At 69.5% G+C, this 26,078-nt stretch carries 23 protein-coding genes; 16 read left to right on the top strand and 7 right to left on the bottom strand.

What is annotated here, in order from left to right:
- Positions 1–80: 80 nt before the first annotated feature.
- Both ACZZ9K_RS13375 and ACZZ9K_RS13380 read left to right on the top strand, forming a co-directional pair.
- Complete coding sequence (locus ACZZ9K_RS13375) at positions 81–3,581, top strand: S8 family serine peptidase (RefSeq protein ID WP_463444294.1); 3,501 nt, start codon at positions 81–83, stop codon at positions 3,579–3,581.
- A gap of 175 nt (positions 3,582–3,756) precedes the next feature.
- A complete protein-coding gene (locus ACZZ9K_RS13380) occupies positions 3,757–3,921 on the top strand; it encodes a hypothetical protein (protein WP_155896763.1) in 165 nt (54 codons plus the stop codon).
- Positions 3,922–4,026: 105 nt separating this feature from the next.
- Here the strand turns inward: ACZZ9K_RS13380 and ACZZ9K_RS13385 are convergent, their stop codons facing one another.
- Entirely contained in the window at positions 4,027–4,200 is a 174-nt protein-coding gene (locus ACZZ9K_RS13385; protein WP_463444295.1) for an Rv0909 family putative TA system antitoxin, read from the bottom strand.
- A 208-nt stretch (positions 4,201–4,408) separates the two neighbouring features.
- Here ACZZ9K_RS13385 and ACZZ9K_RS13390 point away from each other — a divergent pair, with 208 nt between their 5' ends.
- From ACZZ9K_RS13390 to ACZZ9K_RS13415, 6 genes are all read left to right on the top strand, one after another.
- Positions 4,409–5,743 carry an adenylosuccinate synthase gene (locus ACZZ9K_RS13390; RefSeq protein ID WP_463444296.1) on the top strand — a complete coding sequence of 445 codons (1,335 nt, stop codon included), beginning with the start codon at positions 4,409–4,411 and terminating at the stop codon, positions 5,741–5,743.
- A 2-nt stretch (positions 5,744–5,745) separates the two neighbouring features.
- Positions 5,746–6,306, top strand: coding sequence for an arsenate reductase/protein-tyrosine-phosphatase family protein (locus tag ACZZ9K_RS13395; RefSeq protein WP_463444756.1), 561 nt, complete (start codon positions 5,746–5,748; stop codon positions 6,304–6,306).
- A 513-nt stretch (positions 6,307–6,819) separates the two neighbouring features.
- The gene (locus ACZZ9K_RS13400; protein WP_463444297.1) at positions 6,820–7,794 is read left to right on the top strand and encodes a CPBP family glutamic-type intramembrane protease; all 975 of its coding nucleotides are present in this window, start codon (positions 6,820–6,822) and stop codon (positions 7,792–7,794) included.
- Positions 7,781–9,148 carry a sensor histidine kinase gene (locus ACZZ9K_RS13405; protein WP_463444298.1) on the top strand — a complete coding sequence of 456 codons (1,368 nt, stop codon included), beginning with the start codon at positions 7,781–7,783 and terminating at the stop codon, positions 9,146–9,148. The genes ACZZ9K_RS13400 and ACZZ9K_RS13405 overlap by 14 nt, the downstream gene beginning before the upstream one ends.
- Positions 9,145–9,816, top strand: a complete 672-nt coding sequence (locus tag ACZZ9K_RS13410; protein WP_110892023.1) for a response regulator — start codon at positions 9,145–9,147, stop codon at positions 9,814–9,816. Before ACZZ9K_RS13405 ends, ACZZ9K_RS13410 begins: the two co-directional genes overlap by 4 nt.
- A gap of 72 nt (positions 9,817–9,888) precedes the next feature.
- Positions 9,889–10,527 carry a TetR/AcrR family transcriptional regulator gene (locus tag ACZZ9K_RS13415; RefSeq protein ID WP_463444299.1) on the top strand — a complete coding sequence of 213 codons (639 nt, stop codon included), beginning with the start codon at positions 9,889–9,891 and terminating at the stop codon, positions 10,525–10,527.
- Between the two features lie 202 nt (positions 10,528–10,729).
- On the opposite strand, the gene ACZZ9K_RS13420 is transcribed toward ACZZ9K_RS13415, so the two are convergent.
- Together ACZZ9K_RS13420 and ACZZ9K_RS13425 are read right to left on the bottom strand one after the other, a co-directional pair.
- Complete coding sequence (locus tag ACZZ9K_RS13420) at positions 10,730–12,013, bottom strand: PP2C family protein-serine/threonine phosphatase (RefSeq protein WP_463444300.1); 1,284 nt, start codon at positions 12,011–12,013, stop codon at positions 10,730–10,732.
- Positions 12,014–12,087: 74 nt separating this feature from the next.
- A complete protein-coding gene (locus tag ACZZ9K_RS13425) occupies positions 12,088–12,810 on the bottom strand; it encodes a CPBP family glutamic-type intramembrane protease (RefSeq protein ID WP_301625448.1) in 723 nt (240 codons plus the stop codon).
- 152 nt (positions 12,811–12,962) lie between these two features.
- Here ACZZ9K_RS13425 and ACZZ9K_RS13430 point away from each other — a divergent pair, with 152 nt between their 5' ends.
- Genes ACZZ9K_RS13430 through ACZZ9K_RS13455 form a run of 6 tightly spaced genes read left to right on the top strand, consistent with a single transcriptional unit; the run spans position 12,963 to position 19,875 of the window.
- Complete coding sequence (locus tag ACZZ9K_RS13430; RefSeq protein ID WP_071248450.1) at positions 12,963–14,414, top strand: tyrosine-protein kinase domain-containing protein; 1,452 nt, start codon at positions 12,963–12,965, stop codon at positions 14,412–14,414.
- 14 nt (positions 14,415–14,428) lie between these two features.
- Positions 14,429–15,376, top strand: coding sequence for a beta propeller repeat protein (locus ACZZ9K_RS13435; protein WP_463444301.1), 948 nt, complete (start codon positions 14,429–14,431; stop codon positions 15,374–15,376).
- Positions 15,377–15,390: 14 nt separating this feature from the next.
- Positions 15,391–16,833: a sugar transferase gene (locus ACZZ9K_RS13440; protein ID WP_463444302.1), complete on the top strand. Its 1,443-nt coding sequence runs from the start codon at positions 15,391–15,393 to the stop codon at positions 16,831–16,833.
- Complete coding sequence (locus ACZZ9K_RS13445) at positions 16,830–17,906, top strand: glycosyltransferase family protein (RefSeq protein ID WP_463444303.1); 1,077 nt, start codon at positions 16,830–16,832, stop codon at positions 17,904–17,906. The genes ACZZ9K_RS13440 and ACZZ9K_RS13445 overlap by 4 nt, the downstream gene beginning before the upstream one ends.
- 29 nt (positions 17,907–17,935) lie before the next feature.
- The gene (locus tag ACZZ9K_RS13450; RefSeq protein ID WP_463444304.1) at positions 17,936–19,132 is read left to right on the top strand and encodes a lipopolysaccharide biosynthesis protein; all 1,197 of its coding nucleotides are present in this window, start codon (positions 17,936–17,938) and stop codon (positions 19,130–19,132) included.
- A gap of 8 nt (positions 19,133–19,140) precedes the next feature.
- Positions 19,141–19,875 carry a hypothetical protein gene (locus ACZZ9K_RS13455; RefSeq protein WP_463444305.1) on the top strand — a complete coding sequence of 245 codons (735 nt, stop codon included), beginning with the start codon at positions 19,141–19,143 and terminating at the stop codon, positions 19,873–19,875.
- Here ACZZ9K_RS13455 and ACZZ9K_RS13460 read toward each other — a convergent pair.
- Positions 19,765–21,069 carry an O-antigen ligase family protein gene (locus ACZZ9K_RS13460; RefSeq protein ID WP_463444306.1) on the bottom strand — a complete coding sequence of 435 codons (1,305 nt, stop codon included), beginning with the start codon at positions 21,067–21,069 and terminating at the stop codon, positions 19,765–19,767. The two genes, ACZZ9K_RS13455 and ACZZ9K_RS13460, sit on opposite strands and share 111 nt — an antisense overlap.
- Before the next feature lie 214 nt (positions 21,070–21,283).
- Here ACZZ9K_RS13460 and ACZZ9K_RS13465 point away from each other — a divergent pair, with 214 nt between their 5' ends.
- The gene (locus ACZZ9K_RS13465) at positions 21,284–21,913 is read left to right on the top strand and encodes an acyltransferase (protein ID WP_463444307.1); all 630 of its coding nucleotides are present in this window, start codon (positions 21,284–21,286) and stop codon (positions 21,911–21,913) included.
- Between the two features lie 13 nt (positions 21,914–21,926).
- Here the strand turns inward: ACZZ9K_RS13465 and ACZZ9K_RS13470 are convergent, their stop codons facing one another.
- From ACZZ9K_RS13470 to ACZZ9K_RS13480, 3 genes are read right to left on the bottom strand one after another with little or no spacing between them, the layout of a single operon-like run.
- Entirely contained in the window at positions 21,927–23,060 is a 1,134-nt protein-coding gene (locus tag ACZZ9K_RS13470; RefSeq protein ID WP_463444308.1) for a glycosyltransferase family 4 protein, read from the bottom strand.
- Positions 23,047–24,162, bottom strand: a complete 1,116-nt coding sequence (locus ACZZ9K_RS13475; protein ID WP_463444309.1) for a glycosyltransferase — start codon at positions 24,160–24,162, stop codon at positions 23,047–23,049. The genes ACZZ9K_RS13470 and ACZZ9K_RS13475 overlap by 14 nt, the downstream gene beginning before the upstream one ends.
- Entirely contained in the window at positions 24,155–24,685 is a 531-nt protein-coding gene (locus tag ACZZ9K_RS13480) for an LbetaH domain-containing protein (RefSeq protein ID WP_463444310.1), read from the bottom strand. Before ACZZ9K_RS13480 ends, ACZZ9K_RS13475 begins: the two co-directional genes overlap by 8 nt.
- A gap of 119 nt (positions 24,686–24,804) precedes the next feature.
- Between ACZZ9K_RS13480 and ACZZ9K_RS13485 the strand changes: the two genes are divergently transcribed.
- Positions 24,805–26,061: a glycosyltransferase family 4 protein gene (locus ACZZ9K_RS13485; protein ID WP_463444311.1), complete on the top strand. Its 1,257-nt coding sequence runs from the start codon at positions 24,805–24,807 to the stop codon at positions 26,059–26,061.
- The last annotated feature ends 17 nt before the right edge of the window (positions 26,062–26,078 follow it).

Genomic DNA, 26,078 nt, shown 5'->3' on the forward strand with positions numbered 1-26,078 from the left:
CCGGCATCGCCGTCGCGGCCCTCGCGTGTGGCGGTCTCGCAGTCGGGGGCGCGGCCTCCGCAGCTCCGGCCGGGATCTCGGTGGCCGACCTCAAGCTCTCCGCCCCGCTCCGTGACGCCAAGCCGACGAAGACCGTCGCCGCGTTCGTGCGCACGACCGGCCAGGGTGCCCTCGAAGTGGACGCCAAGGCGAAGGGCGGGGACCTGACGAAGTCGCGGACCCAGTCCTCCGCAGCCAAGAACCGCGTCGAGGCGATCCAGTCGACCGTCGCCGCGGTGCGGTCGGCCGTCAAGCGCGCCGACGCCCGGGCGACCGAGCTCTACTCGACCGAGTACACCGTCCCCGGAGTCGCGGTCGTCGCCGACGTCGACGCGTTCCGGCAGATCGCGGAGCGCTCCGACGTCGAGAGCATCATCCCGCTCACGCCGAAGAAGATCGTCGAGCCGACGGTCAACGAGAACGCCGACGCCGCTCCCTCGGGCGTCGACCCCAGCCTGGTCCAGCCCGGTGCCGACGGCGTCGCGCCGAAGAACGCCGCGAGCGACGTCTACACGCGCTCGCTCAACGCCTGGCAGCAGACCGGCCACACCGGCAAGGACGTCAACGTCGCCGTCCTCGACACCGGTCTCGACTACACGCAGGCCGACTTCGGCGGCCCCGGCACCACCGAGGCGTACCAGCAGGCCCTGGCGAACGCGAGCGGCGGCGCCCCGGACCCCAGCCTGTACGACGCGTCGAAGTTCCTCGGCGGGTACGACTTCGCCGGTGCGACCTACAACGCCGACCCGACGGACCCGAACACCTACGACCCGGTGCCGGCCCCCGACGACAACCCGATCGACGGCACGGGCGGCGACCACGGCACCCACGTGTCCGGGTCGATCGCCGGCTACGGCCTGACCGCCGACAAGCAGCGGTTCGACGGCGACTACACCAAGCTCACCACGCAGCAGGTGCAGGACATGTGGATCGGCCCGGGCACCGCGCCCGAGGCCGGCCTGTACGCCCTGAAGGTCTTCGGCGACAACGGCGGCTCGACCGACGTCACCGGTGCCGCGCTCGACTGGGTGGGCCAGGCGCTCACCCAGGGCAAGGACATCAACGTCCTGAACCTGTCGCTCGGCTCCGACTACGGCGCACCGGACGACCCCGACAACGCCAAGATCGACGCACTGACCGCTCGCGGCGTGCTCCCCGTGATCGCCTCGGGCAACGCCGACGACTTCACCGACATCGGTGGTTCGCCGGGCAACGCCGAGGGCGCGCTCACCGTCGCCGCGAGCGCCACCGGCCAGTCGCTCTACGACGGCGTCCAGGTCACCGCACCGGCCGACGTCGCGAAGACCTACCGCTCGCAGTACTCGTCCAACTTCACGGGCACCCTGCCCGTCGAGGGCGACGTCGTCGTCCCGACCGCGAACATCGACGGCTGTGCCGCGTTCGGCGCCGCCGACGCCGCGAAGATCAAGGGCAAGGTCGTCTGGCTGAAGTGGACGGACGCCGCGCTCGAGTGCGGTTCCGCCGTGCGCTTCAACAACGTCCAGGCTGCCGGCGGCGTCGGTGTCCTGCTGGCGGGCACGCTCGACACGTTCGAATCCGGCATCGGTGGCAACGCGACCATCCCGGGTGCCGAGCTGACCGCGAAGAGCGTGGCGAGCCTCCAGGCCACCGCGAAGGCGGGGACCCTGCACGTGCGCTTCGCGGACGAGCTCAAGGGCTTCGAGGTCGCGATCGAGGCGGACGCCGTGAACACGCTCGCGTCGTTCACCAGCCGTGGCGTGCACGGGTCGTTCGACGACATCGTCAAGCCGGACATCGCCGGCCCCGGGGTCAACGTGATCTCGGCGGCCAACGGCACCGGTGACGGCCGCATGTCGATGAGCGGCACCTCGATGGCCACGCCCGACGTCGCGGGCATCGCGGCGCTGACGTTCCAGTCGCACCCGACCTGGTCCGCCCCGCAGGTCAAGGCGGCCCTGATGAACACCGCGACGCACGACGTCAAGGACGGCAACCGTTCGGCCACCCTGCTCCGCCAGGGCACCGGTCGCGTGGACGCGCTGCAGGCGGTCACCGCCGGCACCACGGTCCGCAGCACCGAGAACGACCAGCTCGTCACCGCGTCGTTCGGTGTCGTCGAGGTCGCCGGCAAGACGAGCGAGCGCCGCACCCTGCGCATCGACAACACCGACGGCAAGGCGCACACGTACAACGTGTCGTACCAGCCGCAGGTGACGCAGCCGGGCGTGACGTTCGCGCTCAGCTCGAAGCAGGTCACGGTGCCCGCCAACGGCACCGCGTCGGTCACGCTCACGTTCTCGGTCGCCGACCCGACGAAGCTCCGTCGCGTCATCGACCCGACCCAGGAAGCCGTGCAGCAGGGCTACCAGCGCGAGTTCGTGGCAGCCGCCTCCGGCATCGTGGCGTTCGCACCGACCGACAGCTCGCTCAACCCGATGCGCCTCGGGGCCTACGTGGCCCCGAAGCCCGTCAGCGCCGTGCGGGCCCGGACCACGGTCTCGTTCACGGGGCCGGGCAGGTCGGCCGAGCTGACGCTCAAGGGCCGCACGCTCGACCAGGGAGGACTGACGACCGGGTACCACGCCGCCGTCGCTCCGTTCGTGCTCGGTGGCACCGACCCGGCCGAGTCGTTCCCCGAGGGTTCGGCGACGCGTTCGCTGCAGGCCGCCGACGTCCGTTCCTACGGTGCGTCGTACGACAAGGCGTCGGGAACCCTGGCGTTCGGCGTGCAGACCGCTGGTCCGGACGCGAACCCCGGGGCCGTCACCAACGTCGAGGTCCTCATCGACACGAACCGTGACGGCGAGCCCGACTACCTGGTGTACGACGCGAAGTCGGCCACGGTCGACGCCACGCTCGCCACGACGGTCGACCTGGCGACGGGCAAGACGGTCGACGCGCAGCCGCTCAACGGCGGGGCGCCCGGACAGGACGTCAACACCTTCGACAGCTCGGTGAAAGTGCTGACCGTCGGAGCATCGGCCATCGGTGCGTCGAAGGCGTTCGACTACACCGTGCTGACCGAGTCGGCCTACGCGCCGGGTGCCGCCACCAGCGGGTCCTCGGTGGTGGACGAGACCAAGGCGGCCACCTTCGACCCGTCGAAGCCGAAGCTGTCGTTCTCGCAGGACGGCGCCACCGGCGTGCTGTTCGCCGACGCCGATTCGCTCACGGTCACCCGTGCGTCGGGTGTCACCAAGGCGACGGTGCTGGTGCTCCACCTCGACAACGCGGCGGGCAAGCAGGCCGACACGTCGACCATCAAGGTGATCCCGCCGACGCTGGCGCTGGCCAAGGGCAGCAAGGTGACGGTGAGCGGGAAGGCGAAGGTCGGCTCGACCCTCACCGCGAAGCACGGCACCTGGAGCACGACGAAGGCGACGTACAAGTACCAGTGGCTCCGTGACGGCAAGGTCGTCAAGTCGGCCACGGGCACGAAGTACAACGTCGGCTCGTCCGACGTCGGGCACCGCATGAGCGTGCGGGTGACCGCGCACGCCTCCGGGTACGTGGACGGCACTGCCAAGTCCGCAGCGACCCCGAAGGTCACGCGCCGCTAGGCCAGGGTGCGCGCCGCTCGCGCGTCACCTGGTGAGCAGAAGAGGTCGGGTCCCGAAGGGGGATCCGACCTCTTCTGCACACGAAGCGCCTCGGCGCACACCGGGTGGAGCAGGAGAACGCGTGTTCAGGACAGGTAGTTAGACAAACTAGTGAAGCGGTGCCAGTGTGGCTCACATGCAGAACACGCTGAACCAGCTCCGGTCCAACCCGGTCGAGTGGCGCCGTCGTGGACTCACTCCGCCGGACGTCATCCAGGCCATGATCGAGCAGCGCCTGGCCGAGCCCGGGCACTCCCAGCCCGTCGGTGACCCGTCGTACCAGGACTTCTTCCGGAGCTGATCCGGGGTCGGCCGGGCGATCCGGGACGCACCGACCAGACAGACGGGAGGCGCGGTGCCAGCTGGCACCGCGCCTCCCGTCCGTACGTCGGTGGCGTCTCGGACGTCACTTGCCGATCGTGCCGTCGGCCGCGTCCTCGGCCTTGCCGATCTGGTCGCCCTGCCCGCCGCCGGTCGCCTTGTCGGCCGCGTCGCCCGCCTTGTCGAGGCCGGCGTCCGTGGCCTTCTCGCCCGTGTCGCTGTCGGCGAAGTCCTCCGCCTTGTCTCCGATGCCGCTCATGTCGTGCTCCTTCCCTGGTGGACCTGGACGGGTCCGACCGTGCTCCGACCGCTCCGCAAGTACACCCAGGTGCGCTGGATGTGGACAAGGGGCCCACGGTCCACAGGGCGTCACGGCGGGTGACGCGCAGGTGACCAGCCGATAGACTCGGGTGGACCACCGGCCCGGACGGCCGTGTGCGGTCCTCCGCCAACGTGAGGAGAACCAGATGCCCGCAGCAGTCATCATCGGCGCCCAGTGGGGCGACGAGGGCAAGGGGAAGGCCACCGACCTCCTCGGCTCCCGCATCGACTACGTCGTGAAGTTCAACGGCGGCAACAACGCCGGCCACACCGTCGTCGTCGGCGGCGAGAAGTACGCCCTGCACCTGCTGCCCTCCGGCATCCTGACGCCCGGCGTGACCCCGATCATCGGCAACGGCGTCGTCGTCGACCTCGAGGTGCTGTTCCAGGAGCTCGACGCCCTGCGCGCCCGGGGTGTCGACGTCTCGAAGCTGCTCGTGTCGGCCAATGCCCACGTCATCACGCACTACCACCGCACCGTCGACAAGGTGACCGAGCGGTTCCTGGGCAAGCGCCAGATCGGTACCACCGGTCGCGGCATCGGCCCGACGTACGCCGACAAGATCAACCGCGTCGGCATCCGGATCCAGGACATCTTCGACGAGAACATCCTGCGCCAGAAGGTCGAGGCCGCGCTCGACCAGAAGAACCACCTGCTGGTCAAGGTCTTCAACCGCCGCGCCATCGACCCGGAAGAAGTCGTCGAGTCGCTGCTCTCGTTCGCCGAGCGCCTGCGCCCGATGGTCGCCGACACCGCCCTCGAGATCCACCGTGCCCTGGAGCGTGGCGAGACCGTCCTGTTCGAAGCCGGCCAGGCCACGATGCTCGACGTCGACCACGGCACCTACCCGTTCGTCACCTCGTCGTCAGCGACCGCCGGTGGCGCCGCGACCGGTTCCGGCATCGGCCCGGGCAAGCTCGAGCGGATCATCGGCATCGTCAAGGCGTACACGACCCGCGTCGGCGCAGGCCCGTTCCCGACCGAGCTGTTCGACGAGTCGGGCGAGTTCCTGCGCGCCAACGGCTTCGAGTTCGGCACCACCACCGGCCGCCCGCGCCGCTGTGGCTGGTACGACGCCCCGATCGCCCGCTACACGGCACGCATCAACGGTGTGACCGACTTCGTGCTCACCAAGCTCGACGTCCTGACCGGGCTCGAGACGATCCCGGTGTGCGTCGCGTACGAGGTCGACGGCGTCCGTGTCGACGAGGTCCCGGTCAACCAGTCCGACTTCCACCACGCGAAGCCGGTGTACCAGGAGTTCCCCGGCTGGACCGAGGACATCACCGGAGCCCGCACCTTCGACGACCTGCCGAAGAACGCGCAGGACTACGTCCTGGCGATCGAGGCCATGTCCGGCGCACGGATCTCCGCGATCGGCGTCGGCCCCGGCCGTGACGCCATCGTCGTGCGGCACGACCTGCTCGGTGCCGACGAACGTGCCGCCGAGCGCGCCGGCGAACGCACCGACGCAGCGTGACGATGCGGATCCTGTTCGTCTGCAGCGGCAACATCTGCCGGTCCCCGCTCGGCGCGCAGGTCCTGACGGCACGGCTCGGCCCGGACGCTCCGGCGTTCGTGGTCGAGTCGGCCGGCACCATCGCCGACGACGGCGCCCCGATGGACGCCGCCGCGGCCGAGCAGTCCGTGCGGCTCGGCGGAGATCCCTCGGTCCACCGGTCGCGGTACCTGACGGCCGAGATCGTCGAGCGCGCCGACCTGGTGCTGACCGCCGAGCGATCGCACCGTGCAGCCGCCGTCTCCCTGGCGCCCCGGGCGTCCAAGCGGACCTTCACGATCAAGCAGTTCGCGCGGGTGCTCGCCGGCCTCGAGGCCGGTGACCTGGCCGACGTGACGACCCCGCAGCAGCTCGTGGAGCGCGTCGCCCGGTTGCGCGGCACCGTCCCGCCGCCAGCCGACCCGGCCGACGACGACGTGGACGACCCCTACCGTCGCTCGACGGCGACCCACCAGCGCGTCGCCGACGAGCTCGACGCGGCGCTGACGCTCATCGCCGACGCACTTCGGGCAACGCTGCGCTGACGCTGCGTTGCGCCGCGCACGGTGCGTGGTTGTTCGCCCGGTGCGAGGTTGGCGGCCTGGTGCAGGGCTGTAGCGGCGCACTGAGCGAGCAAGCTCGCACGGGCTGAGGGACGCAGCACGGTGCGAGTCCTGCGGCTGCGCGGACCCCGTCGTCCTGGCGCACGTGGCTGCGCAGCGCGACGCCTGAACAGAGCCGCGAGACGCCGGCGTCCCGCGGGCCGAGTCGGTTCGGAAGACGCCGTCGTCGGACGAAGGCGCCGCCGAGTGCTCGAGACGCCTCCGAACATGGCGGCGTCTCGAGCACGACGGGGCGTCGAGCGATGACGACGGCGTGTTCCTCACCCCGGCGAAGCAAGGCCGGTGCACCTCGGCGAAGCACGGCCGGCCACCACGGCGACCGGACCGGACGGGACCGGACCGGCCAGCAGCGCACTTGCATCCTTCGATGGAACTCCCGCAGGTGCATCCCGAAGCCGGTCGTCCCCGAGCGCACTGGTTCCTAGCGTCGTGTGCATGACGAACACCACCGAAGTCCGGCCCACCGCCGGCACCGCAGCCCGCGACCGAGGGGGTGTCCGCGGCCTCATCGCCCGGCACCCGCTCGTGTCCTTCTTCACCATGGCACTCGGCCTGAGCTGGCTCGCGTGGGTGCCGTACATCCTGTCGCCGCACGGCATGGGCGTGTGGGACATCCACTTCCCCGAGGTCCTGGGCAGCGCGCAGTTCACGGGCGTCCTGCCCGGGGCGCTCCTCGGCCCGCTGGGCAGCGCGTTCATCGTCACCGCGGTCGCCGACGGTCGCGCGGGGCTCCGCCGCTGGGTCGGACGGCTGTTCCGCTGGCGGGTCGCCTGGTACTGGTACGCGCTGGCACTCGTCGTCGTGCCGGCCCTGATCGTCGTGTCCGCGCTGCCGTTCGCCGGTGGTGACGTGCGGGCCCCCTCGGCCCTGGCCTTCGCCATGCTCGTCCCCGGGCTGATCATCCAGCTGTTCTCGACCGGCCTGAGCGAGGAGCCCGGCTGGCGCGACTTCGCCCTGCCCCGCCTGCAGCACCGCTTCGGGGGCCTCGGTGCCGCCGCGATCCTCGGCCCGATCTGGGCGCTCTGGCACATGCCGCTGTACTTCAGCGACTGGGGCGGCTGGCCGAACGCGCACTGGAGCGAGCCCGTCGTGTTCGCCCTGTTCACCATCACCTTCAACGTCGTGATGATCCAGGTCTTCAACAAGACCCGCGAGAGCCTGCCCCTGGCCCTGCTGCTGCACGTCGGCGTGAACAACACGATCTCGACGCTGTTCCCCGAGATGTACCCGAGCATGACCGCCGGCACGCTGATGATCGGCCTGACCATCATGTCGACCATCGCCGCCGTGGTGCTCCTCGTCGCGACCCGTGGCCGCCTGGGTTACGACCCCGCCCGACGCGCCCTGCCCCTCGACGCACCGGTCCCCGCCCGCGCCCGCCTCGTAGGATCCAACGATGGCACCCGCTGAGCACGACGCGCTGCGCGCACCGGCCGAGCCGGCAGCGCAGCGCGCACCGGCCGAGCCGGCAACGCAGCGCGCCCGCCGCGTCGACGTCTTCGTCGCCCTCGGCACGGCCGTCGTCGCCCTCGGGCTGCTGCTCGGCCTGCCACCCCTGGACGCCCTCGAGCCCGACGGTGCCGCCCTGGCGCTGCGGGCGCCCGCACCGTTCACCCTGGCCTGGAGCGTCCTGGCGCTCGGCCTGGTGGTCCAGTCGGCCGCCCTGCTCGCCGCCCGTCGGGCACCGCGCACCGTACTGATCGTCATCGCCGCCCTGCCGGTGGTGGTCGCGGCGCTCGCCCCGGAGTCGTCCGACCTGTTCGGCCTCACCGCACTGCCCGTGGTCGTCGCCGTCGTCCTCGCAGCACTCCGTGTCCCGCTGGCCCGCCTGTGGCCGACGCTCCTGGTCGCCGGGGCGCTGGTCGCCGCCGGCAGCGCGGTGCTGTCCGCCGTCGCCGGTGGTGCGTTCCGCGGCGACTTCTCGACGGGCCTTGCCGGGTCGCTCGGGCAGGGCGTGCTGCAGGCGATCGGTGCGGTCGGCCTGCCCCTGCTGGTCACCCTGCTCGTGCAGTCCCGGCGCGAGGTCCGCGTCGCCCGCACCGCCGAGGCCAGTGCCGTGAACCGTGAGCAGGACGCCCTGGTCGACGCCGCGGTGTCCCGCGAACGAGCAGCGATGGCCCGCGAGCTCCACGACATCGCCGCGCACCACCTGTCCGGCATCGCGCTGATGGCCGCCGTCATCGACCGGCGGATCGACGCGGACCCGGAGCGTGCCCACGAGGGTGCCCGCCAGGTCCGGGAGCAGAGCACCGCCGTGCTCGAGGACCTCCGCCGCCTGGTCGGCCTGCTCCGCGACGACGCCCCCGCCGAGCGCGCCGTCGAGACGGTCGCCGGCATCGTCGACCTGGCCGAACGCGCCCGGTTCCGCAGTGACGTCCGGCTCGACGTGCTGCCGGGTGACCGTCCGCTGGCCGACGGCGTCGGCCCGCTCGCACAGCTCGCCGCCTACCGCACCGTCCAGGAGGCACTCGCCAACGCCGCCCTGCACGCCCCGTCCGCCCAGTGCACCGTCACCATCGACGACCGTGACGCGACCCGGGTGGTGATCCGGGTGGAGAACGCACCCGCCACCGTCCCGGCAGCGGGGACCTCTCCCTCGGGTGGCAACGGCCTGCGGGGGATGCGCGAGCGGGCGGACCTGGTCGGCGCGCGCCTCCAGACCGGCCCGACCGCGACCGGCGGATGGCTGGTGGAGCTGGCGCTCGGCCGGGAGGCACCTGCCGCACCCGCGCAGGCCGCCGACGGCACCGGGGTGGTCGCGTGATCCGCGTGCTGGTCGCGGACGACCAGCCCCTGGTCCGCGCCGGGGTGTCCGCGCTCCTCGGCGCGGAGCCGGACATCGAGGTGGTCGGCGTGGCCGCCGACGGCGGCGAGGCGCTCGCGCTGGCGCGCGAGACGCGACCCGACGTCGCCTGCCTGGACATCCGAATGCCGGTGATGAACGGCATCGAACTCGCCCGGATCTTCTGTGCGCCGGACGCCGATCCGGCGATCCCCGCGCTCATGCTGACGACGTTCGACCTGGACGACTACGTGTTCGGGGCGCTCGAGGCCGGTGCGTCCGGCTTCCTGCTCAAGGACGCCGAGCCGGACACCATCGTCGACGCCGTGCGACAGGTCGCCGCCGGCAACGGCACGCTCGACCAGGCCCTGACCCGGCGGGTGCTGCGGGAGTTCGTTTCACGGCGGAGCCTGCAGCCGGTGTCCGGCGACCGGGCCGACGGCGTGCTGACCGCCCGCGAGCGCGAGGTGCTCCTGCTGCTGGCGCAGGGGATGTCGAACGAGGAGATCGCGGCCGCCCTGGTGCTCGAGGTGTCGACCGTCAAGTCGCACCTGGCGCGGATGCTGCCGAAGCTCGGGGTGCGGTCGCGGCTGCAGGCCGTGGTGTGGGCGTACCAGAACCGGATCGTGACGGTGCCGGAGCAGCCGTAGGGCCTGTCCGGGGAACGCGCGTTCCCGTTCGGGGGACTGTGCACGGCCGCTCCGGGCTGGTGCAGTGTATGCATGCACATCGAAACGCCGCCGGTCACCACCTCCGACGACACCGCCCTGCGGGGTGAGGTCATCCACGGGATGATCACGGCGTTGCGTTCCCGTCCGCTGCACGAGGTGACCCCCGAGGTCGTCGCGGCTGCGGCCGGTGTGGACACCGACGTCGTCGGCCGCACGTTCCCGAGCTGGGACGGCCTGCTGCTCGCCACCATCGACCGGTGGAACGAGGAGCGCACCGTCCCGCTCATGCCCCTGGCCGAGCAGCACGGCACCATCCGGTTCCTGCGTGCGATCGTCACCGCGAACGTGGCCGACCCGTCGCTCATGCGGTTCCTGACGGCGACGCTGAACATCGCGGCGTCGCCCGAGCACCCGCTCGCGCCGATGCTGCACGTCCGGTGGCGCCGGTTCCACGCCTTCGTGCAGCACGCCCTGGAGCGCGACGTCATGCTCGGCCGTGAGCCGGGCACGATGGAGCCGGCGCGCGGCTCGGAGCAGCTGCTCGCGACCTACGAGGGGCTGCAGCTGCAGTCGATGGTGCGGCCGGAGATGGACCTGCTCGAGGCCTTCGACCGCGCCGTGACGCGCCTGCGCGAGGGCTGGTCCCGTGCGTACGTGCCGCCCCTCTGGGACCTCGACCGGGTCGGTTGACCCTCCGGGGTGGCCCGTCGGGCCGCCCCCCCACAGACCGAGGACGCTAGGGCGTCCGAGGGCAGACGCTCACCGTCTGCACGCGTCGCCGCACGATTCGGGTTCGAGCGGCGGCGCGTACCAATCTCTGCAGGCCGTGCGTGCGTTCCGCGCCGGTCGCGTGCGCTCGTTCCGCGTCACTCGGCGTGCTCGTTCCGCGCCGTCAGTCGGCGTGCATCGCGAGCGGTCGCTCCGTGTCCACCTCGACGGGCTGCCGGCGGATCGCGATCACCGTGACGTCGTCGTCGTGCGGCACCTCGTCGGCGCGGGCCGACAGTGCGAGGACGACCGCGTGCGGGTCACGGCCGGCGCGGGCGATCGCGGCGACGGACTCGATCGTGTCGTCGAGGTCGTCGTACAGGTCGAGCACGCCGTCGCTGAACGAGACGAGCAGGTCACCCGGTTCGAGGGCGCCCTGGGTCGTCGCCCACTCCTCGCGGATGCCGAGCCCGAGCGGCATGTCGCCGGAGCGCAGCCGGTCGACGTGACCGTCCGCGCGCAGGACGAAGCTCAGCCCGTGCCCGGCGTCCGCCCACTGGAGGGCGCCGTCGTCGGAGATCCGGGCGTGGAACAGCGTGGTGAAGGCGAGGTCGGGTCCGACGCCCTCGGCGGTCAGCCCGTCGGAGGCCCGCTTCAGTGCCTCGCCGGGGTCCTCGACGGTCCGGGCGCTGCGCAGGGTCGCGCGCACCGCGGCCGCGATCAGCCCCGCGCCGACGCCCTTGCCCATGACGTCGCCGAGGCTCACCGCCACCCCGGTCGGCGTCGGGTACCAGTCGAAGAAGTCGCCACCGACGCTCCGGGCCGGCAGGCAGGCACCGGCGACGACGACGTCCTGGGTGATGCGGCCGGTCGTCGTCGGGAGCAGGGATCGCTGCACCGCCGCTGCCCGGTCGATCTCGGCGCGGACCTTGCCCTCACGTGCCTCGGCCGACCGCAGGTTCAGGCGCGAGCGACGGGAGAGCTCGTGCACGACGACGGCGACGGTGCCGAACACGACGACGAGGATGCCCAGGCGGACGAGTTCACTCGCGCCGGGCGCGTCGGACGGGGTCAGGACGTAGGGCGCGAGGATCACGAGCACGATGCCCGCGATCGCGAAGAGCACGGTGCGACGGTTCTCGAGCGACGCCCACCAGACCACCGGGAGCACCACGATCGCGGTGAACAGCGAGGAGCCGGAGCCCGTCCCGGTACGCAGCAGTGCGATCGTCAGGAAGTCGACGGTGAGCAGGACCGGCACCACCCAGGCCGCGCTGCGCACGAGCGTGGGGATCGCGCTCATCAGCGTCGCGACCACCACGCCGACCACGCTCGCGACGAACAGGTGGTGCTGGGTGATCGCCAGCGTCGGCATCACGACGCTCAGGAACGCCGACAGCGCCAACAGGCCGCTGATCGGAGCCTGACGGACGAGAGGGTTGTCGACGATGCTGGTTGGGCGAGTCATGCTCAGTGCAGGCTAGTGGTCCGGGCTGCTGAGCGACCGACTCTGACCCCATCTGGGGACGCGGCCCTGGCCGCTCAGCGCGGCCAGGTGGCGACGACCGCGACCGCGTTGAACAGCACGTGCGCCAGGATCGCGCCGCCGATGCGGTCGGTCATCCCGACGAGCGTGCCGGTGAGCAGGCCGAGCAGGAACGTCGTCACGAACACCTGGAACCCGCCGAGCGACGTGCCACCCGCACCGAGCAGCAGGTGCAGCAGTGCGAACAGGAGCGCCGTGACCAGCACCGCGAGGAACCGGGTGCGGGGCGTGAGCTCGGCGGCGAGCCGGCGCTGGAACAGCCCGCGGAACACCACTTCTTCGAGCACCGGGCTGACGATGACGATGCCGATCGCCGACACGAGCAGCAGCCCGACGTCGGGCGTGCCGAGCGTCGGTGCCGGGACCAGCCCGGTCGACCCCGTGAACGCGATCGACAGGAACACGTCCACCGCGCGGCACACGATCACGATGCCGATCGCGAAGACCACGATCCCCAGGTCGAGCCGCAGCCGCGACACCATCGCCGAACGCGGGGTCCGACGGAGCACCACGGCGGCCGCGACGACGAGCGGCACCCACACGGCGGCGTCCGCGGCGAGCACCTGCAGGACCGGCGAGGGGATGCCCCCAGTCCGGGTGACCTGTCCGACGATCCGGGTCAGGATCACGGCGACGCCGAGTGCGACGAGGATGACGATGAGGTCGCGCTGTCGCCGCACGCTGGGCTCGGTGGTGGTCTGGGCCGGCTCGGAGCGCATGGGGCCACCGTAGAGGACACTGCGCGCCGGATGGCGACTTCCCCCGAGCAGTGCTCGTTCCTGTGGCACTATTTGTATGCCGTGCGCTGGGAGTACCCCGGCGTGCCTGTGTCGGGACCACGGGGACGGCCATGATCGGGGAAGGCAAAGGCGTGGAACTCCGCGACTACATCACGGTGCTCCGCAAGGGATGGGTGCTGATCGTCGTACTCGCCCTGGTGGGAGTGGCCGCAGCCGCAGGGTTCTCCCTGCTGAAGAAGCCGGTCTACTCGGCATCGGCGCAGGTCTTCGTCTCCACCGAGACGTCCGGCAGCGCCAGCGACCTGGCGCAGGGCAACACGTTCACCCAGCAGCGGGTGCTGACGTACTCGAACCTGGTGTCGACGCCGATCGTCCTGCTGCCGGTCATCTCGTCGCTGAAGCTCGACATGAACGCGGACCAGCTCGCGACCATGGTGTCGGCGACGGCGCCGACGAGCACCACCCTCATCGCCATCTCGGTCGAGGGCACCGATCCGGTGCAGGCCGCGAACATCGCGAACGCGACCTCGCAGAGCCTGACCAACGTCGTGCAGGACATCGAGGCCACCGACGCGAGCGGCAAGAGCACGGTCAAGCTCACCCGCGTGAAGCAGGCCGACGTGCCGAGCACGCCGGTCAGCCCGAACGTCCCCGTCAACGTCGCGCTCGGGCTGCTCGTCGGGCTCGCCCTCGGTGTCGGCATCGCCGTGCTGCGCCAGACCCTGGACAACCGGATCCGCACCGAGCTCGACGTCGAGAAGATCAGCGACAAGCCGGTCGTCGGCGGGATCGCCTTCGACGCCAAGGCCGCCGAACGCCCGCTCATCGTGCAGGTCGACCCGCGCAGCCCCCGCGCCGAGTCGTTCCGCACGCTCCGCACCAACCTGCAGTTCCTCGACATCGGCACCGGTGCCCGCACGTTCGTCATGACCTCGTCGATGCAGTCCGAGGGCAAGAGCACCACGGTCGCGAACCTGGCGATCGCCCTGGACAGCGCCGGGTTCCGCGTCATCCTGATCGACGCCGACCTGCGCCGCCCCCGCGTCGCCGAGTACATGGACGTCGAGAGCAACGCCGGTCTGACCGACGTGCTGATCGGCCGCGCCGACCTGGAGGACGTGGCTCACCCGTGGGGACGCGGCAAGCTCGTCGTGCTGCCCGCCGGTCAGATCCCGCCGAACCCGTCCGAGCTGCTCGGCTCGCGTGCGATGCAGGACCTGATCGACCTGCTCGAGCAGCAGTTCGACTACGTCCTGTTCGACGCCCCGCCGCTGCTGCCCGTCACCGACGCGGCGATCCTGGCCAAGAAGGCCTCCGGCGCGATCGTCGCGGTCGCCTCGGGGCAGACGCTGAAGGGCCAGCTCGCCGCGGCCGTCGCCACCCTCGAGAACGTCGGCGCCCCGGTCTCCGGCTTCGTCCTGACGAAGATGCCGCTGAAGGGCCCGGGCGCCTACGGCCACGGCCGCTACGGCTACGGCTACAGCTACGGCCACGACGAGGACGACAACACCGTGACCACGTCGACGCACCCGCCGAAGCGTGCCGGCAAGAAGCTGGGCGTGCTCCGCCGCGCCGGACGCTGAACGGGGCCGATCAGATGAAGACTCGCCGGGGGACCCGAAGCCTCGGCCGCGCACTGCCCCGGACCACGTTCATCCTGGTGGCCGTCGTGGTGGTGGCGCTGATCGTCGTCGACGTGGTGCTCGTCGCGCTCGCCCTGGGCCGCACCGCGCCCGAAAAGAACGGACCGGCGGGTCCGATCCCGACCTTCTCGCAGGCACCGGATCCGAGCGAGACACCGCGGGCCAGCGCGACCGCCGACGCAGACGCCGCGTCGACCAAGCAGCAGGGCCGCCGCCTGTTGGCAGCGGTCGACGGCCAGGAGGCGTGGCGCGCGTCCGGTGGATCGTGCGGCGGCCCGCGGCCGGTGCTGGAACACTCGGTGGACGGCGGGGCGACGTGGGTTCCGGTGGGACTCGGGACGGATGTCGGATCGCTCATGGCGATCCGGGCCTCCAGTGCGGAGCTCTCGATCCTGGTGGGCGTCGGCGACGACTGCACCACGACCGCGCGGACCAGCACCGACGCCGGCGTGACGTGGGAAGCCGGGGCGACCGGCGCAGCCGGTGCCGGCATCAGCACCGACGGTGTCGTGCTCGCGAGCGGAACCGAGCAGGCGCCGTGTGCCGACCCGATCGACGCGTTCCAGGGCGAGCAGACCGCGGTCGTCATCTGCGACGGCCAACTCGAGTGGCGCACCGGTGAGGAAGCCTGGGTCGACGTGCCGATGGGCGGCGTGCGTTCGATCGCCGTCGCCGGCAGCGACTACACGCTGGCCCGCGTGGGGGTCGCGTCGTGCGACGGCGTGCAGCTCGTGACGATGCCCGCCGCCGGGGTGACACCCAGCACCCCCGTCACGCCGGTCGGTTGCGCTGACGGCGCGGACACGGACAACACCGTCACCATCGACCGTGCAGGCCAGGACGTGTGGCTGTGGGACGGCACGACCGTCCGGGTCTCGTCGGACGGTGGGGCGACGTGGTGACCGTCACAGGGCGGATGACCCAAGTCGCCGACAGTTGGGAGAGCTCGTACGCGCGCCGGCTGGTCGTGACCGACACACTCGCACTCATCTGGGTGACGTTCGGCGTCCAGATCGCGTGGTTTGGCCTCGACAGCCGACGGGTCGACGGGAGCATCCCGGACCTGGCGATCGGCTACACCGCCGTGTCGATCTTCATCATCGCTGCGTGGCTCGTCGTGCTCGCGCTCTACGACACTCGGGATCCTCGGTACATCGGTGCCGGGTCGGGTGAGTACCGGCGGATCGTCGACTCAGCGATCCGTCTCTTCGCTTTCATCGCCATCCTGGCGTACGGCTTCAAGGTCGATCTCGCTCGCGGTTACATCTTCATCGCGTTCCCGCTCGGCGTGCTCCTGCTCTTGCTGACGCGCTGGATGTGGCGTCAGTGGCTCGGCGCGCAACGAAGGAACGGACGGTTCTCTGCGCTCGTGCTGCTCGTCGGTTCGGATGAGAGCGTCGAGTACATCAGCCGTGAGCTCGGCAAGCATCCGGAGGAGGGATACCAGGTCATCGGCGCCTGCGTGCCCAATGCCCCCATCGGATCGACGCTTCGCGGTGGTGACATCCCCGTGGTGGGACGCATTCCCGACGCCCTTTCCGCCCTCGCCACGACGGGAGCGGACACGGTCGCCGTCACGAGCTCTGATGAGCTCGGTGCTCGTGCTGTGCGTGAACTGAGCTGGGGGCTCGAGAGCGGCCGTCAGCACCTCGTCGTGGCCCCGAGTCTCACTGACATCAACGGCCCACGCATCCACATGCGTCCGGTCGCCGGTCTGCCTCTCATGCACGTCGAGATGCCGCGGTACGAAGGGGCCACCCACTTCGCGAAACGAGCGTTCGACATCGTGGGCTCGAGCGTGATGATCTTGGTGCTGTCCCCGCTGCTCGTTGCGATCGCCGTCGCCGTTCGGATCAGCAGCACAGGTCCCGTCCTCTACCGCCAGCAGCGGATCGGACTCAACGGGAAGCCCTTCCACATGCTGAAGTTCCGTTCGATGCGGGTCGGAGCGGACGCTGAGCTCGCCGCGTTGCTCGCGGAGCAGGGCCGCGGCGGGGAACCCCTGTTCAAGGTGGAGAACGACCCGCGAGTCACTCCCGTGGGCCGATTCCTCAGGAAGCACTCGCTCGACGAGTTCCCGCAGCTGTTCAACGTACTGACGGGCAGCATGAGCCTGGTCGGCCCACGTCCTCAGCGAGAAGGCGAAGTGGCGCTCTACGACAACGCTGCACGGCGGCGCCTGCTCCTCAAACCGGGTATGAGTGGGCTCTGGCAGGTGAGCGGACGTTCGAGCCTGTCGTGGGAGGACGCCATCCGCCTCGACCTGTTCTACGTGGAGAACTGGTCGGTGACGGGCGACGTCGTGATCCTCTGGAAGACCGTTCGAGCTGTGCTCGCGCCAGGCAAGGAAGCATCATGACCTCGGTGCGGCAACGGAACCCGGACACCGTGCTGATCGTCGAGCAGAACCCCACAGGGCATCGTTTGTTCTACGTCCGCGTGCTTGCAGAGGCGGCTCTCGCTGCAGGGGCTCGTGTCGTTGTCCTCCTCGGGCCGGACCCGGCTCCTGACGCCGAACAGGTGCACTTGGCCTCCGTCATCGACCGGATTGAGTTGCTACGGCGGCCACTGATGAGCCACGACGACGTCTCGCGTCTCTCGCATCAGGTCGAAGCCCATCGGATTGTCATCCCGGATGCGGATCGCTTCGCCCTGCGCCTGGCAGTTCGACGTCGGTGGGCGGGCTCAGGGCGGCTGAGCCTGCTCATCATGCGCGAGTCGGCGCAGCCCACGGGGTCCCCACTCGCGGACGGTCTGAAGACACGACTGAGGACCGTCGCGTTCCGCCGGGTCGCTCGTCTGCGGAACGTCGATCTTCGTGTTCTGAAGTCTGCTGGGTGGGCCGGCACCGCGCGGTTCCCCGTCGCGGTCGATCCCGTGGTCATCGCGTCGTCTGATCGGTCCGTCGAACTGTTCCGCGCCGAGCACGGGATGGACCGCGAGCGGTACTGGTTCGCGGTACTCGGGGCGATCTCCGCACGGAAGAACGTCGGTCTCATCGTCGATGCGCTCAGGAACGTGCCATCGCCCTGGGGGCTCCTCGTTGCCGGCCAGATCGACGAGGACATCAGCGAGGAGCTCCGAGTCCGGCTCGGTTCGATGGTCTCCGCGGGCTCTGCGGTCGTCGTGGATCGACTCCTGACGGACGATGAACTCGACACCGCCGTCCGGGCTGCCGACTGCCTGGTCCTCGCCCACTCCAACGAAGGGCCGAGCGGACTCCTGGGAAAGGCGGCGGCATCCGGCACACGGGTGGTGGCAGCAGGAGCGGAGAGCCTCAGACGCGACGTGTCGGCGCTGGGTGGCCTCGGCGAATGGGCACAACTCGACGAGGGTGCCCTGGCCGCGCTGCTCCACCGCTCGACTCGTCAGCCTCGACCCCGGGCGGTGCTGCCAGCAACGACATCGGCATTCACCGACGCGCTCCTGTGAACGGCGGTCCGACCAGAGGTGAGCGGCCGATGGCGCACCAGGCGGTACTGCTCGCCGGAGCGACCGGGTTGTCCCAAGTGCTCGTCGCAGTGCTCTACCTCTTCGCTGCCCGGGGTGTCGGCCCCGAGGCCTTCGGGTCTGTTGTCTCAGCGATCGCACTGGGCACGGCAGCGGCGGGCTTCATCGACTTCGGCACGAACAACCACTGGACCCGGGAACTGGCGCGTCAGGCCATCGGACGTGATGTCTTCGCCACGCGCCTGTTCTCGAAGATTGCCATCACCATCGCGCTGGCGGTCATCTGGACGGTCGTGCTGGGGATCGCAGCGCCGGCTTCCCATCTCTGGCTCGCTGGCCCCATCGCCGCCGCGCTCGTGGCCAACCAGGCGTACCAGGTGCCGCTCCGCAGCATTGCACGTGGCGATCTGGTTGCGATCGTCATCCTTTCCGACCGAGCGTCCGCGGCGGTGTTCTTCTTCGGGCTGCTTGCGGTCCAAGTGCCGTCGACCGTCGCGCTTTGGATCGCGCTCGCTGCGGGTTCGGTACTCGCTTCCGTCATAGCGAGTGCGCTGGCACCGGATCGTCTCACCGGTGTCCGCCTGCGACTGGTGAACCCCTGGGTCGGGGCTCGGTACTTCGGCATCACCGTGGTGGCGACCAGTGCACAGTCCCTGGACCTGTCGCTGCTGTCGGCCGTCGGCGGAAGCGCGGCGTCGGGTGTCTACGGAGCGGTCAGCCGATGGACCCAGCCCATGAGCCTGCTAGCTGCGGCCTTCTCGTCAGCGCTCGCACCCTACGCGGCGAGGAGCCCCGATCTCAGAACCGCCTGGAGCGAACTCCGACGGGCCCTCTGGATGCCGATCGCCGCGATCGGACTCGCCGTCGCGGTCTTCTTCGCGGCGCCGATCGTCGTCGACGTGCTTCTCGGCGACGACTACGCAGGGTCCGCGGGGGTGCTCCGGCTGCTCGCGCTGGTCGTGATCCCGTCGATCATCTGCCAGCCCCTCGTCGTGATCCTGCAGGCTTTCGGACGCGACCGGTACGTTGCCCTCATCATGGTGATCGCAGCGATCGCGCAACTCGTTCTCGTTCTCGTTCTGGGGCATGCGAGTGGTGCGCTCGGCGCGGGTCAGGCCGCGCTGGTTTCCCAACTGCTGATCCTCATCGCCCTGATCGCGGGAGTCCTGCACTTCAGGAGCACTACCTCGAAGGAGGGACGCCCATGACGGGGACCGTGCTCCTCACCGCGACGGTGCGCCCGAACACGACGATGTACCTGGTGCAACACGATCCGGCCGCGAGGCTCGAACAGTACCGGCACGCGATCTCGAGTTGGGCCACACAGCTCGAAGGCACGTCGTTCGATCTCACCGTGGTGGAGACGAGCGGTGCGACCGCGACGGAGTTGCTGTCAGCAGTCGATCCCCGTCTCCGCTCTCGTGTCCGAACGATCCAGTACGACCCATCCGAATCGGATGCGAGTCGCGGCAAGGGCCGTCTCGAGGCTGACGCGATCGCGTGCGGGGTAGCCGCCATCGAGCAGGATTCCGACCCGGACCAGGGCATCTACAAGTCCACGGGTCGACTCGTTCTCCGGAACGCCCGACGACTCGTGCGCCCGATTCCGCTCGACGCCGTCCGGGTCCGGATGACCCTCGATCGCTCCTTCGCGGACACGCGGTTCGTCGGTGCCCACGCGCAGGTTTGGCGGACGATCCTCCTCGCCGACACCGCAGCCGTCGACGAGGAGGCCGGGATCTACCTCGAGCACGTCCTCGCTGGGGCGGTCGCGCGTGCAGCAGCCCTGCAACAGATCCGGATCGAGCGCTTCCCGGAACGGCCGCACTTCGCCGGGCAATCAGGCTCGACGGGCCGCCGGTACCGTCGTGGCCTCACGTCCGCCCTGCCCGCGCTTCCGCTTCTCGCGGAGCAGGGGCTTGCTCGTCTTGCTTCGAGGAAGCAGACCTGAGACTTCCGGCGTCTGCTCAGCGAGCGCGGCGCCGACGAGCAGGACGGCGAGCCCGACCGTGATCGCGAAACCCTTGTCCTCCAAGGACGCGCCGAAGGGCAGGAGCGCGACGAGGATCGCGACGCACCCGCGGACGGCGGTGTTCGCGATCGTCCACTCGAACATGGGCGCACGCCGCAACAGCGGCACGAAGATCAGCACGAGGCACGTGAGCAGGATGACGCAGCCGATGATCCCGAACTTCGCCAGGTAGACGAGAGGACTGTCGACCGAGAAGTCGGTACCGGCGACACCCGTGGTCGGATTGATGAAGGTCTGGCCTTCACCCCTGCCCATCAGGAGGTTCTGCTGCCAGAGCATGAGGCAGTACTCGTAGGCACGAGAACGAATCGCTCCCGACTGATCAGAACCGACGCCGTTCTGGATCGTCTGCCAGATGCTCGCGAAGCGCTGAGCCAAGAAGTTCTCGTTCTGGAAGAACTGAGCAGTCAGGGGCACGGCCGCCGCGATCGCCGCGAGGCCGACCACGGCGGCCGTCACGATTCGCCGGACAGGCGCGCGTCGCTTGCTCCGCGCGCCCACGATGCCGATGAGGACTGCGGCGAAGACCACGCCGGTTCGAGTACCGGTCACCAGGACCGCGAACACGAAGGCGAGGCCTGCCGCAAACCACGCCCAGTTGATCCGTGAACCCGCCAGCGCCATCGCGAAGCTGAGTGACACGGCCAACGTCAGCGCGGTCAGCGACGACAGGAGAGCGGCATCGCCGTCCACGGGTTGCGCCGACACCAGACCGCGTGCGGCGATCCAGCGCGCGGCGAAACTGTACGCCGCGAGTGCGCCCACCAGGACCACCAGGATGCGAGAAGTGCGAACACTCGTGGTGCCGATCGCGTCGAGGGCGATGATCACCGCGCAGCCGATCAAGATGTACGTGGCCCCGTCTCGGAGCCAGTTCGACAACGAAGCCCCTTGAACCGCGACGGAGTAGGGGAGGACGATCAGGACCTGCCACAGGATGATCCCTATCCCGCCCATGTACGCGGGGAACAGCGACCGCAACGCTGGCGACTCCGACAGCCCTCTCAACTTCGTCAGACTGACCAACACCGATACGCCGACCACCGCGAAGTAGAACAACTTCGGTGCACTGAGACCGCTCGAAGTCTGGAAGACGAGGAACGCGCCGAACACGAAGAATGCGGCGCGTGCCCAGGAGTAGCGGATGACCAGGGCGAGTGCGAGCGCAGCGGGGATGACCAACGCCACGCGTGGGTCGGAGGATGCGCCAACCGCGAGTGCACACGTGACCGCCGCTGCGAGAACGACCAGTGCGCCTGTGCGTGTCCCCGATCGCATGTCCGAACTCTAGCCGGTTCGGCGAGTTCGACGACCTACTCTTGAGGCCATGAGGCGACTCGTTCTTCTGCTGTTCGGGGATTTCCGAATCTCGTGGCTCCGCACGCTCCTCCAGCTGGTCCGCGGGCGTCGAATCCTCATCGGGCGGCGCTTTCGTCTGAAGGGGACGCCTGAGCTCGTCGATGAACGATCTCGTTTGACGCTCGGAACGCGCCCGTACGGTTTCGCGACAGGTCGAGATGACGGCATCCTCCGCGTGCGTGGCAGGCTGCTGATCCGTGGCAGGGTCGCGATCGGAGTCGGATCGAGGATCGAAGTGGCGCCGGGCGCACTCGTGGACATCGGCGAGGACAGCTACTTCTCCCCGAACGTGAGGATCATCGTGAGCTCCGGGCTCACCATCGGGCGTGGATGCGCGATCGGGTGGGACGTCCAGATTCTGGACGACGACCAGCACGTCTTCCGGAGTGGAGATCGGCAACGACCCCGGTCTGCTCCGATCGCCCTCGGGGATCACGTGTGGGTCGGGAGCAAGGCAATGATCTTCAAGGGTGTCGAGATCGCCGACGGGTGCGTCGTCGCCAGCGGCGCCGTCGTGACGAGGAGCGTTGACGAACCGAACAGCCTCATTGCGGGAAACCCTGCTTCCGTCGTCCGCCGAGGGATCGCCTGGGACTGATCGGGGTCTGGCTTCAACCCTGGTCGAGTGCGCCGAGGAAGACCGATGCGAACGCGGCCGGCGTGTGCTGGAGGATCTCCGGGGTACTGATGTGGCCGCGCCAGTCTGACTTCGACGCGACGAGCGCCTCCGCGAGGGAGTCCACGTCGGGAGCGCACGTGTAGACGCCCTGCATGTGCTTCGTCGAGGCAGCGACGCCGCTGCTCGAGGTGACCACCGCGTGGAGACCGGCTGCCAGTCCCTCGTTGACGACGAGTCCCCACACCTCTTCAGAAGACGGGAGGACCAGGGTGTCGCTCGCGATCACCTCGTCGATCGCCGCGTCGTTCTCCGTCGTTCCCGTGAGCGTGACGTGCTCACTGAGGCCCATGGACCGGACACGCTCTTTCAGCATGTCTCGCTCGGGGCCATCGCCGACGAAGACGAGGACGTCCTCCGGCCCACGGACCTTCGCGAACGCTTGCAACAGGAGAGCGGGTTGTTTCCGCCTGACCAACTGTCCGACGAAGATGAATCGGTGTCCGCGCGCCTGCTGGTCGCTGGCCCGAACGGAACGCGCTCGATCTGCGATGTGCTGGACGTCGACGGCGTTGAAACCGCGGTGGATGCGCTCGGCGGCGACACCGAAGCTCTTGAGAGCGTCCTCTGCATCCGCACCTGGGACGACGACCGCGTCGAGAGAACGCATGAACAGGCTCCGCGCTCGCGCGATCATTCCGGAGCGGTGGCGGTTCGTGTTGAGGGTGGATTCGTAGAAGCCGACGGTTCGGATCCGACGGAGTTTCGCGACGAACAGGAGTTGCCAGTAGGCGGGGGACTCCCACCCTCCGAGCAGGACCGCGTTCGGCTTTCGCGTGAGGGCAAATCGAGGGTCGAGGAGCGTGTACAGGCTCGTTTCGCCCCTGCGCAGCTTGAGCGTGCGGAGTGTCCGGTGTCGAAGCCCCCGGAGCCCGCGCTCAGACCAGTCGGCGGGGCGACGCCCTTCGCGCACACGCTGCCGGTCGCTTTCGAGGAGGAACACCGTGAGGTCAGCCCGGCTCGCGAGGTGTTCCCAGACCGGAACGCGGTAGGGAGCCGCGATGTTCGTGAACCAGTGCAGAACCGGCACCTGTCCCCGGCTGCCCGCCAAGGCGTCAGGCTTCGGCATCGTAGACGTCCTGCAGACCTTCGACCACCTGGGACATCGAGAACCGCTCCTGCGCGAGTTGTCTCGCCCGGGCCCCGGTCTCGGCTGTCGTCTGTGGTGAGTTCAACGCTTCCTCGAGTCGGATTCGCAACTCATCGACGGATCCGAAGGTCCACCCCGCCCGCGCCGCCGAGATGAGCGGGGCGAGCGCAGAGGTGTGGTGCACGATCGGCGGTGTTCCAGTGGACATCGCCTCCAGGATGGTCATGCCGAAGGGCTCGTCGGCGGCCGGCTGAACGAACACCTCAGCTGACTTCATGTGGTCGACGACCTCGTCTGGAGGGACTGATCCGACGAGCGCGACGCGCTCGCCTCCAGGGAATTCGCTCAGCGCGCTGCGGACGTTGGAGAGGTCGCCTTCGTCGGGGCCAGCAATCCGGAAGGTGTCGTCCGGGTAGCGGCTCGCCAGCTCCGCCGCCGCAGCGGCGAACACGGTCGCTCCCTTTCGCGGGTGAAGCCGGCCGAGGAACAGCGCACCCTGCCGGAGTCGTGGTTCGGCATCGTCATGCGCCGGGATGCCGTTCTCGAACAGCACTGACGGCGTCGTCCCGGCTGACAACCGAGCGACCTCACGGCTCTCCTCGGGGGTGAGCACCAAGGCCGTCCGGGCGGCCGAGACCACGCGGGCGGTCATCAACGAATCGACGACGTGCGCCGACCGCTTCGATGAGGCATCGATCATCCCATGGGTGTGGATGACGTAGGGGAGCGATCGTCGGCGGAGGGCCATGGCGATCGGCAGCGTGACGAGGTCACGCGCGAGGTGGACGTGGAAGATCTCCTTGCCGGTGAGTCCGCGGAGGACCTTCCGTCGGAGGCCAGGCGCCACCGTGGTCGCGAAACCCATCCCCGGGACGAGGCGGCGAGAGCGTGCGAGCTGGAGTGGCACGCCCCGCCAGTCCGTCGGCAGTGTCTCGTAGCCGTCTGCTCCCGCGAACACCGATGAGTCGATTCCACGACGCCGTTGTTCGGCTGCGATGTCGAGCGCGACCTTCGTGGGGCCACCGAAGCGGCCGTCGGGGGAAACGAGCGTGACCACGTGTCGAATGACGTGCTCAGCCATGCCGGGTGCCCGTCACGACTGCCGGGTTCCCGACCGCGATCGAGTTCTCGGGGATCGCACCACGGACCACCGAGAGCGGCTGCACGAGTGCTGACCGACCGATGTGGGCACCCCCGAGGACCACGCAGCGAGCCGTTACCCAGGCCCCGTCCTCGATGACCACCGGTCGAGTGATCAGCCCCATGTCCCGCCGGTGCGCGTGACTCCCGGTGGTCACGAACGTGTCCTGCGAGACGACGACGTCGTGGCCGATGGTCACGTGGTCCTGGTTGTGGATCCAGACGCCTTCGCCGATCCAGCTGTCGTTGCCGATGCGGAGCTTCCAGGGAAAGCGCACACGAGTGCGGGGACGGAAGATCACGCCGTCGCCGATGTCTGCCCCGAAGCGGCGTAGCACGGCGACGCGGAGCCGCGAGCTGATCTGGAGGGGATTCGTGACGAAGAGCAGTTCCGCGATGCCCCAGAGGTACACGATCGGTGCCGGCCGCCCCCAGGACGTGCGCTCTCCGGGTGCGGCTCGCAAGCTGATGATCCGGGGCCGCCCCGATGGCTCTTTGTCGAGGTTCACAGTTCAACGTCCCGTACTCGGTCGAGGATGTCCCCGGCTGTTACTGTCCTCGGGTGTCTTCCCGAGTCTCTGTCGTGATCTTCGCACAGAACTACGCACCGGAACCGAGCGGCAACGCGCCGTACGTCACCTCATTGGCCGAGGGGCTGCAGGCGAGCGGGGAATTCGACGTGACGGTCGTCACGGCACATCCGTACTACCCGGACTGGCAGATACGAGCGGGGTACGGCCAGTGGAAGCGTGACGAGACCCTCCATGGTGTCCGCCTCCGCCGGAAACTGCACTACGTCCCTCGCCACCCGACCGCGCTCCGCCGCCTCGTGTCCGAACTCTCGTTCGGTGCCCGTTCAGCTCTTTCATCCTGGGGGCGGCCCGACGTGGTCGTCCTCGTGTCTCCGAGCATGTTCGCGAGTGCGGTGACGATGCTCCGTTTGAAGCTGTTGCATCCGCGTACGCCGGTCCTGGCTTGGGTGCAGGACCTCTACAGCCTCGGCATCCGCGAAACCGGAGGCCGGGCGGAGGTCGCGAAGGCGGTCACGGCAGTCGAATCGTGGTTGTTCCGGAGCGTCGGCATTGTGACAGTCATCCATGAGCGTTTCCGGAACACGGTCACCTCGCTGCTCGGAGTCGAAACCGACCGTGTGCGAGTCATCCGGAACTGGACTCACATCAACCCGGTCGACGGAAGCCGCCGTTCCGCGGCGCGGTCGAAGCTGGGCTGGGGCGATGCCGAGATCATCGCCCTGCACACCGGCAACATGGGCGTCAAGCAGGGTCTCGAGAACGTGGTGCGTGCGGGTGCGCTCGCAGAACGGCGCGGTGTCCAGGTCCGGTTCGTCTTCATCGGCGGAGGCAATCAGCGAGATCGTCTCGTCGCCATGGCCGACGGTTTGACCCAGGTCGATTTCGTCGGCTCTCTACCGGATGACGAGTACGCGCTCGCACTGGGTGCAGCAGACGTTCTGCTGGTCAACGAGCTTCCCGGCGTGTCCGGGATGGCGGTGCCGAGCAAGCTGACTTCGTACTTCGCAGCTGGGCGACCGGTCGTCGCTGCGACGGACGCAGGGGGCGTGACCGAAGAGGAGGTCACGGCTTCGAAGGCCGGGGTGTGTGTCCGAGCGGGGGACGAACGGGCGCTGTTGGACGCGGTCATCGAGGTCGGTGCTGATGCCGAGCGGTCATCGCAGATGGGGCTCGAAGGAGTTCGTTACTACGAACGACTCCTTTCCCCTGATTCGGCCATCGACGCGTTCAAGCAGGCGCTCCAGGACGCTCGCCGAACCAGCACGTCGAAGCGGAAGCGCGGTCACACCGTCGAAGCTGACGCTTGACTCGAGGAGCCCGAGGT

Source organism: Curtobacterium sp. AC268, assembly GCF_979258745.1.

Bases quoted from the DNA above. Each gene is read 5' to 3' on its own strand.
- ACZZ9K_RS13380 (WP_155896763.1), top strand. From the start codon at position 3,757: ATGCAGAACACGCTGAACCAGCTCCGGTCCAACCCGGTCGAGTGGCGC.
- ACZZ9K_RS13385 (WP_463444295.1), bottom strand. From the start codon at position 4,200: ATGAGCGGCATCGGAGACAAGGCGGAGGACTTCGCCGACAGCGACACG.
- ACZZ9K_RS13390 (WP_463444296.1), top strand. From the start codon at position 4,409: ATGCCCGCAGCAGTCATCATCGGCGCCCAGTGGGGCGACGAGGGCAAG.
- ACZZ9K_RS13395 (WP_463444756.1), top strand. From the start codon at position 5,746: ATGCGGATCCTGTTCGTCTGCAGCGGCAACATCTGCCGGTCCCCGCTC.
- ACZZ9K_RS13400 (WP_463444297.1), top strand. From the start codon at position 6,820: ATGACGAACACCACCGAAGTCCGGCCCACCGCCGGCACCGCAGCCCGC.
- ACZZ9K_RS13405 (WP_463444298.1), top strand. From the start codon at position 7,781: ATGGCACCCGCTGAGCACGACGCGCTGCGCGCACCGGCCGAGCCGGCA.
- ACZZ9K_RS13415 (WP_463444299.1), top strand. From the start codon at position 9,889: ATGCACATCGAAACGCCGCCGGTCACCACCTCCGACGACACCGCCCTG.
- ACZZ9K_RS13420 (WP_463444300.1), bottom strand. From the start codon at position 12,013: ATGACTCGCCCAACCAGCATCGTCGACAACCCTCTCGTCCGTCAGGCT.
- ACZZ9K_RS13425 (WP_301625448.1), bottom strand. From the start codon at position 12,810: ATGCGCTCCGAGCCGGCCCAGACCACCACCGAGCCCAGCGTGCGGCGA.
- ACZZ9K_RS13435 (WP_463444301.1), top strand. From the start codon at position 14,429: ATGAAGACTCGCCGGGGGACCCGAAGCCTCGGCCGCGCACTGCCCCGG.
- ACZZ9K_RS13440 (WP_463444302.1), top strand. From the start codon at position 15,391: ATGACCCAAGTCGCCGACAGTTGGGAGAGCTCGTACGCGCGCCGGCTG.
- ACZZ9K_RS13445 (WP_463444303.1), top strand. From the start codon at position 16,830: ATGACCTCGGTGCGGCAACGGAACCCGGACACCGTGCTGATCGTCGAG.
- ACZZ9K_RS13450 (WP_463444304.1), top strand. From the start codon at position 17,936: ATGGCGCACCAGGCGGTACTGCTCGCCGGAGCGACCGGGTTGTCCCAA.
- ACZZ9K_RS13465 (WP_463444307.1), top strand. From the start codon at position 21,284: ATGAGGCGACTCGTTCTTCTGCTGTTCGGGGATTTCCGAATCTCGTGG.
- ACZZ9K_RS13470 (WP_463444308.1), bottom strand. From the start codon at position 23,060: ATGCCGAAGCCTGACGCCTTGGCGGGCAGCCGGGGACAGGTGCCGGTT.
- ACZZ9K_RS13475 (WP_463444309.1), bottom strand. From the start codon at position 24,162: ATGGCTGAGCACGTCATTCGACACGTGGTCACGCTCGTTTCCCCCGAC.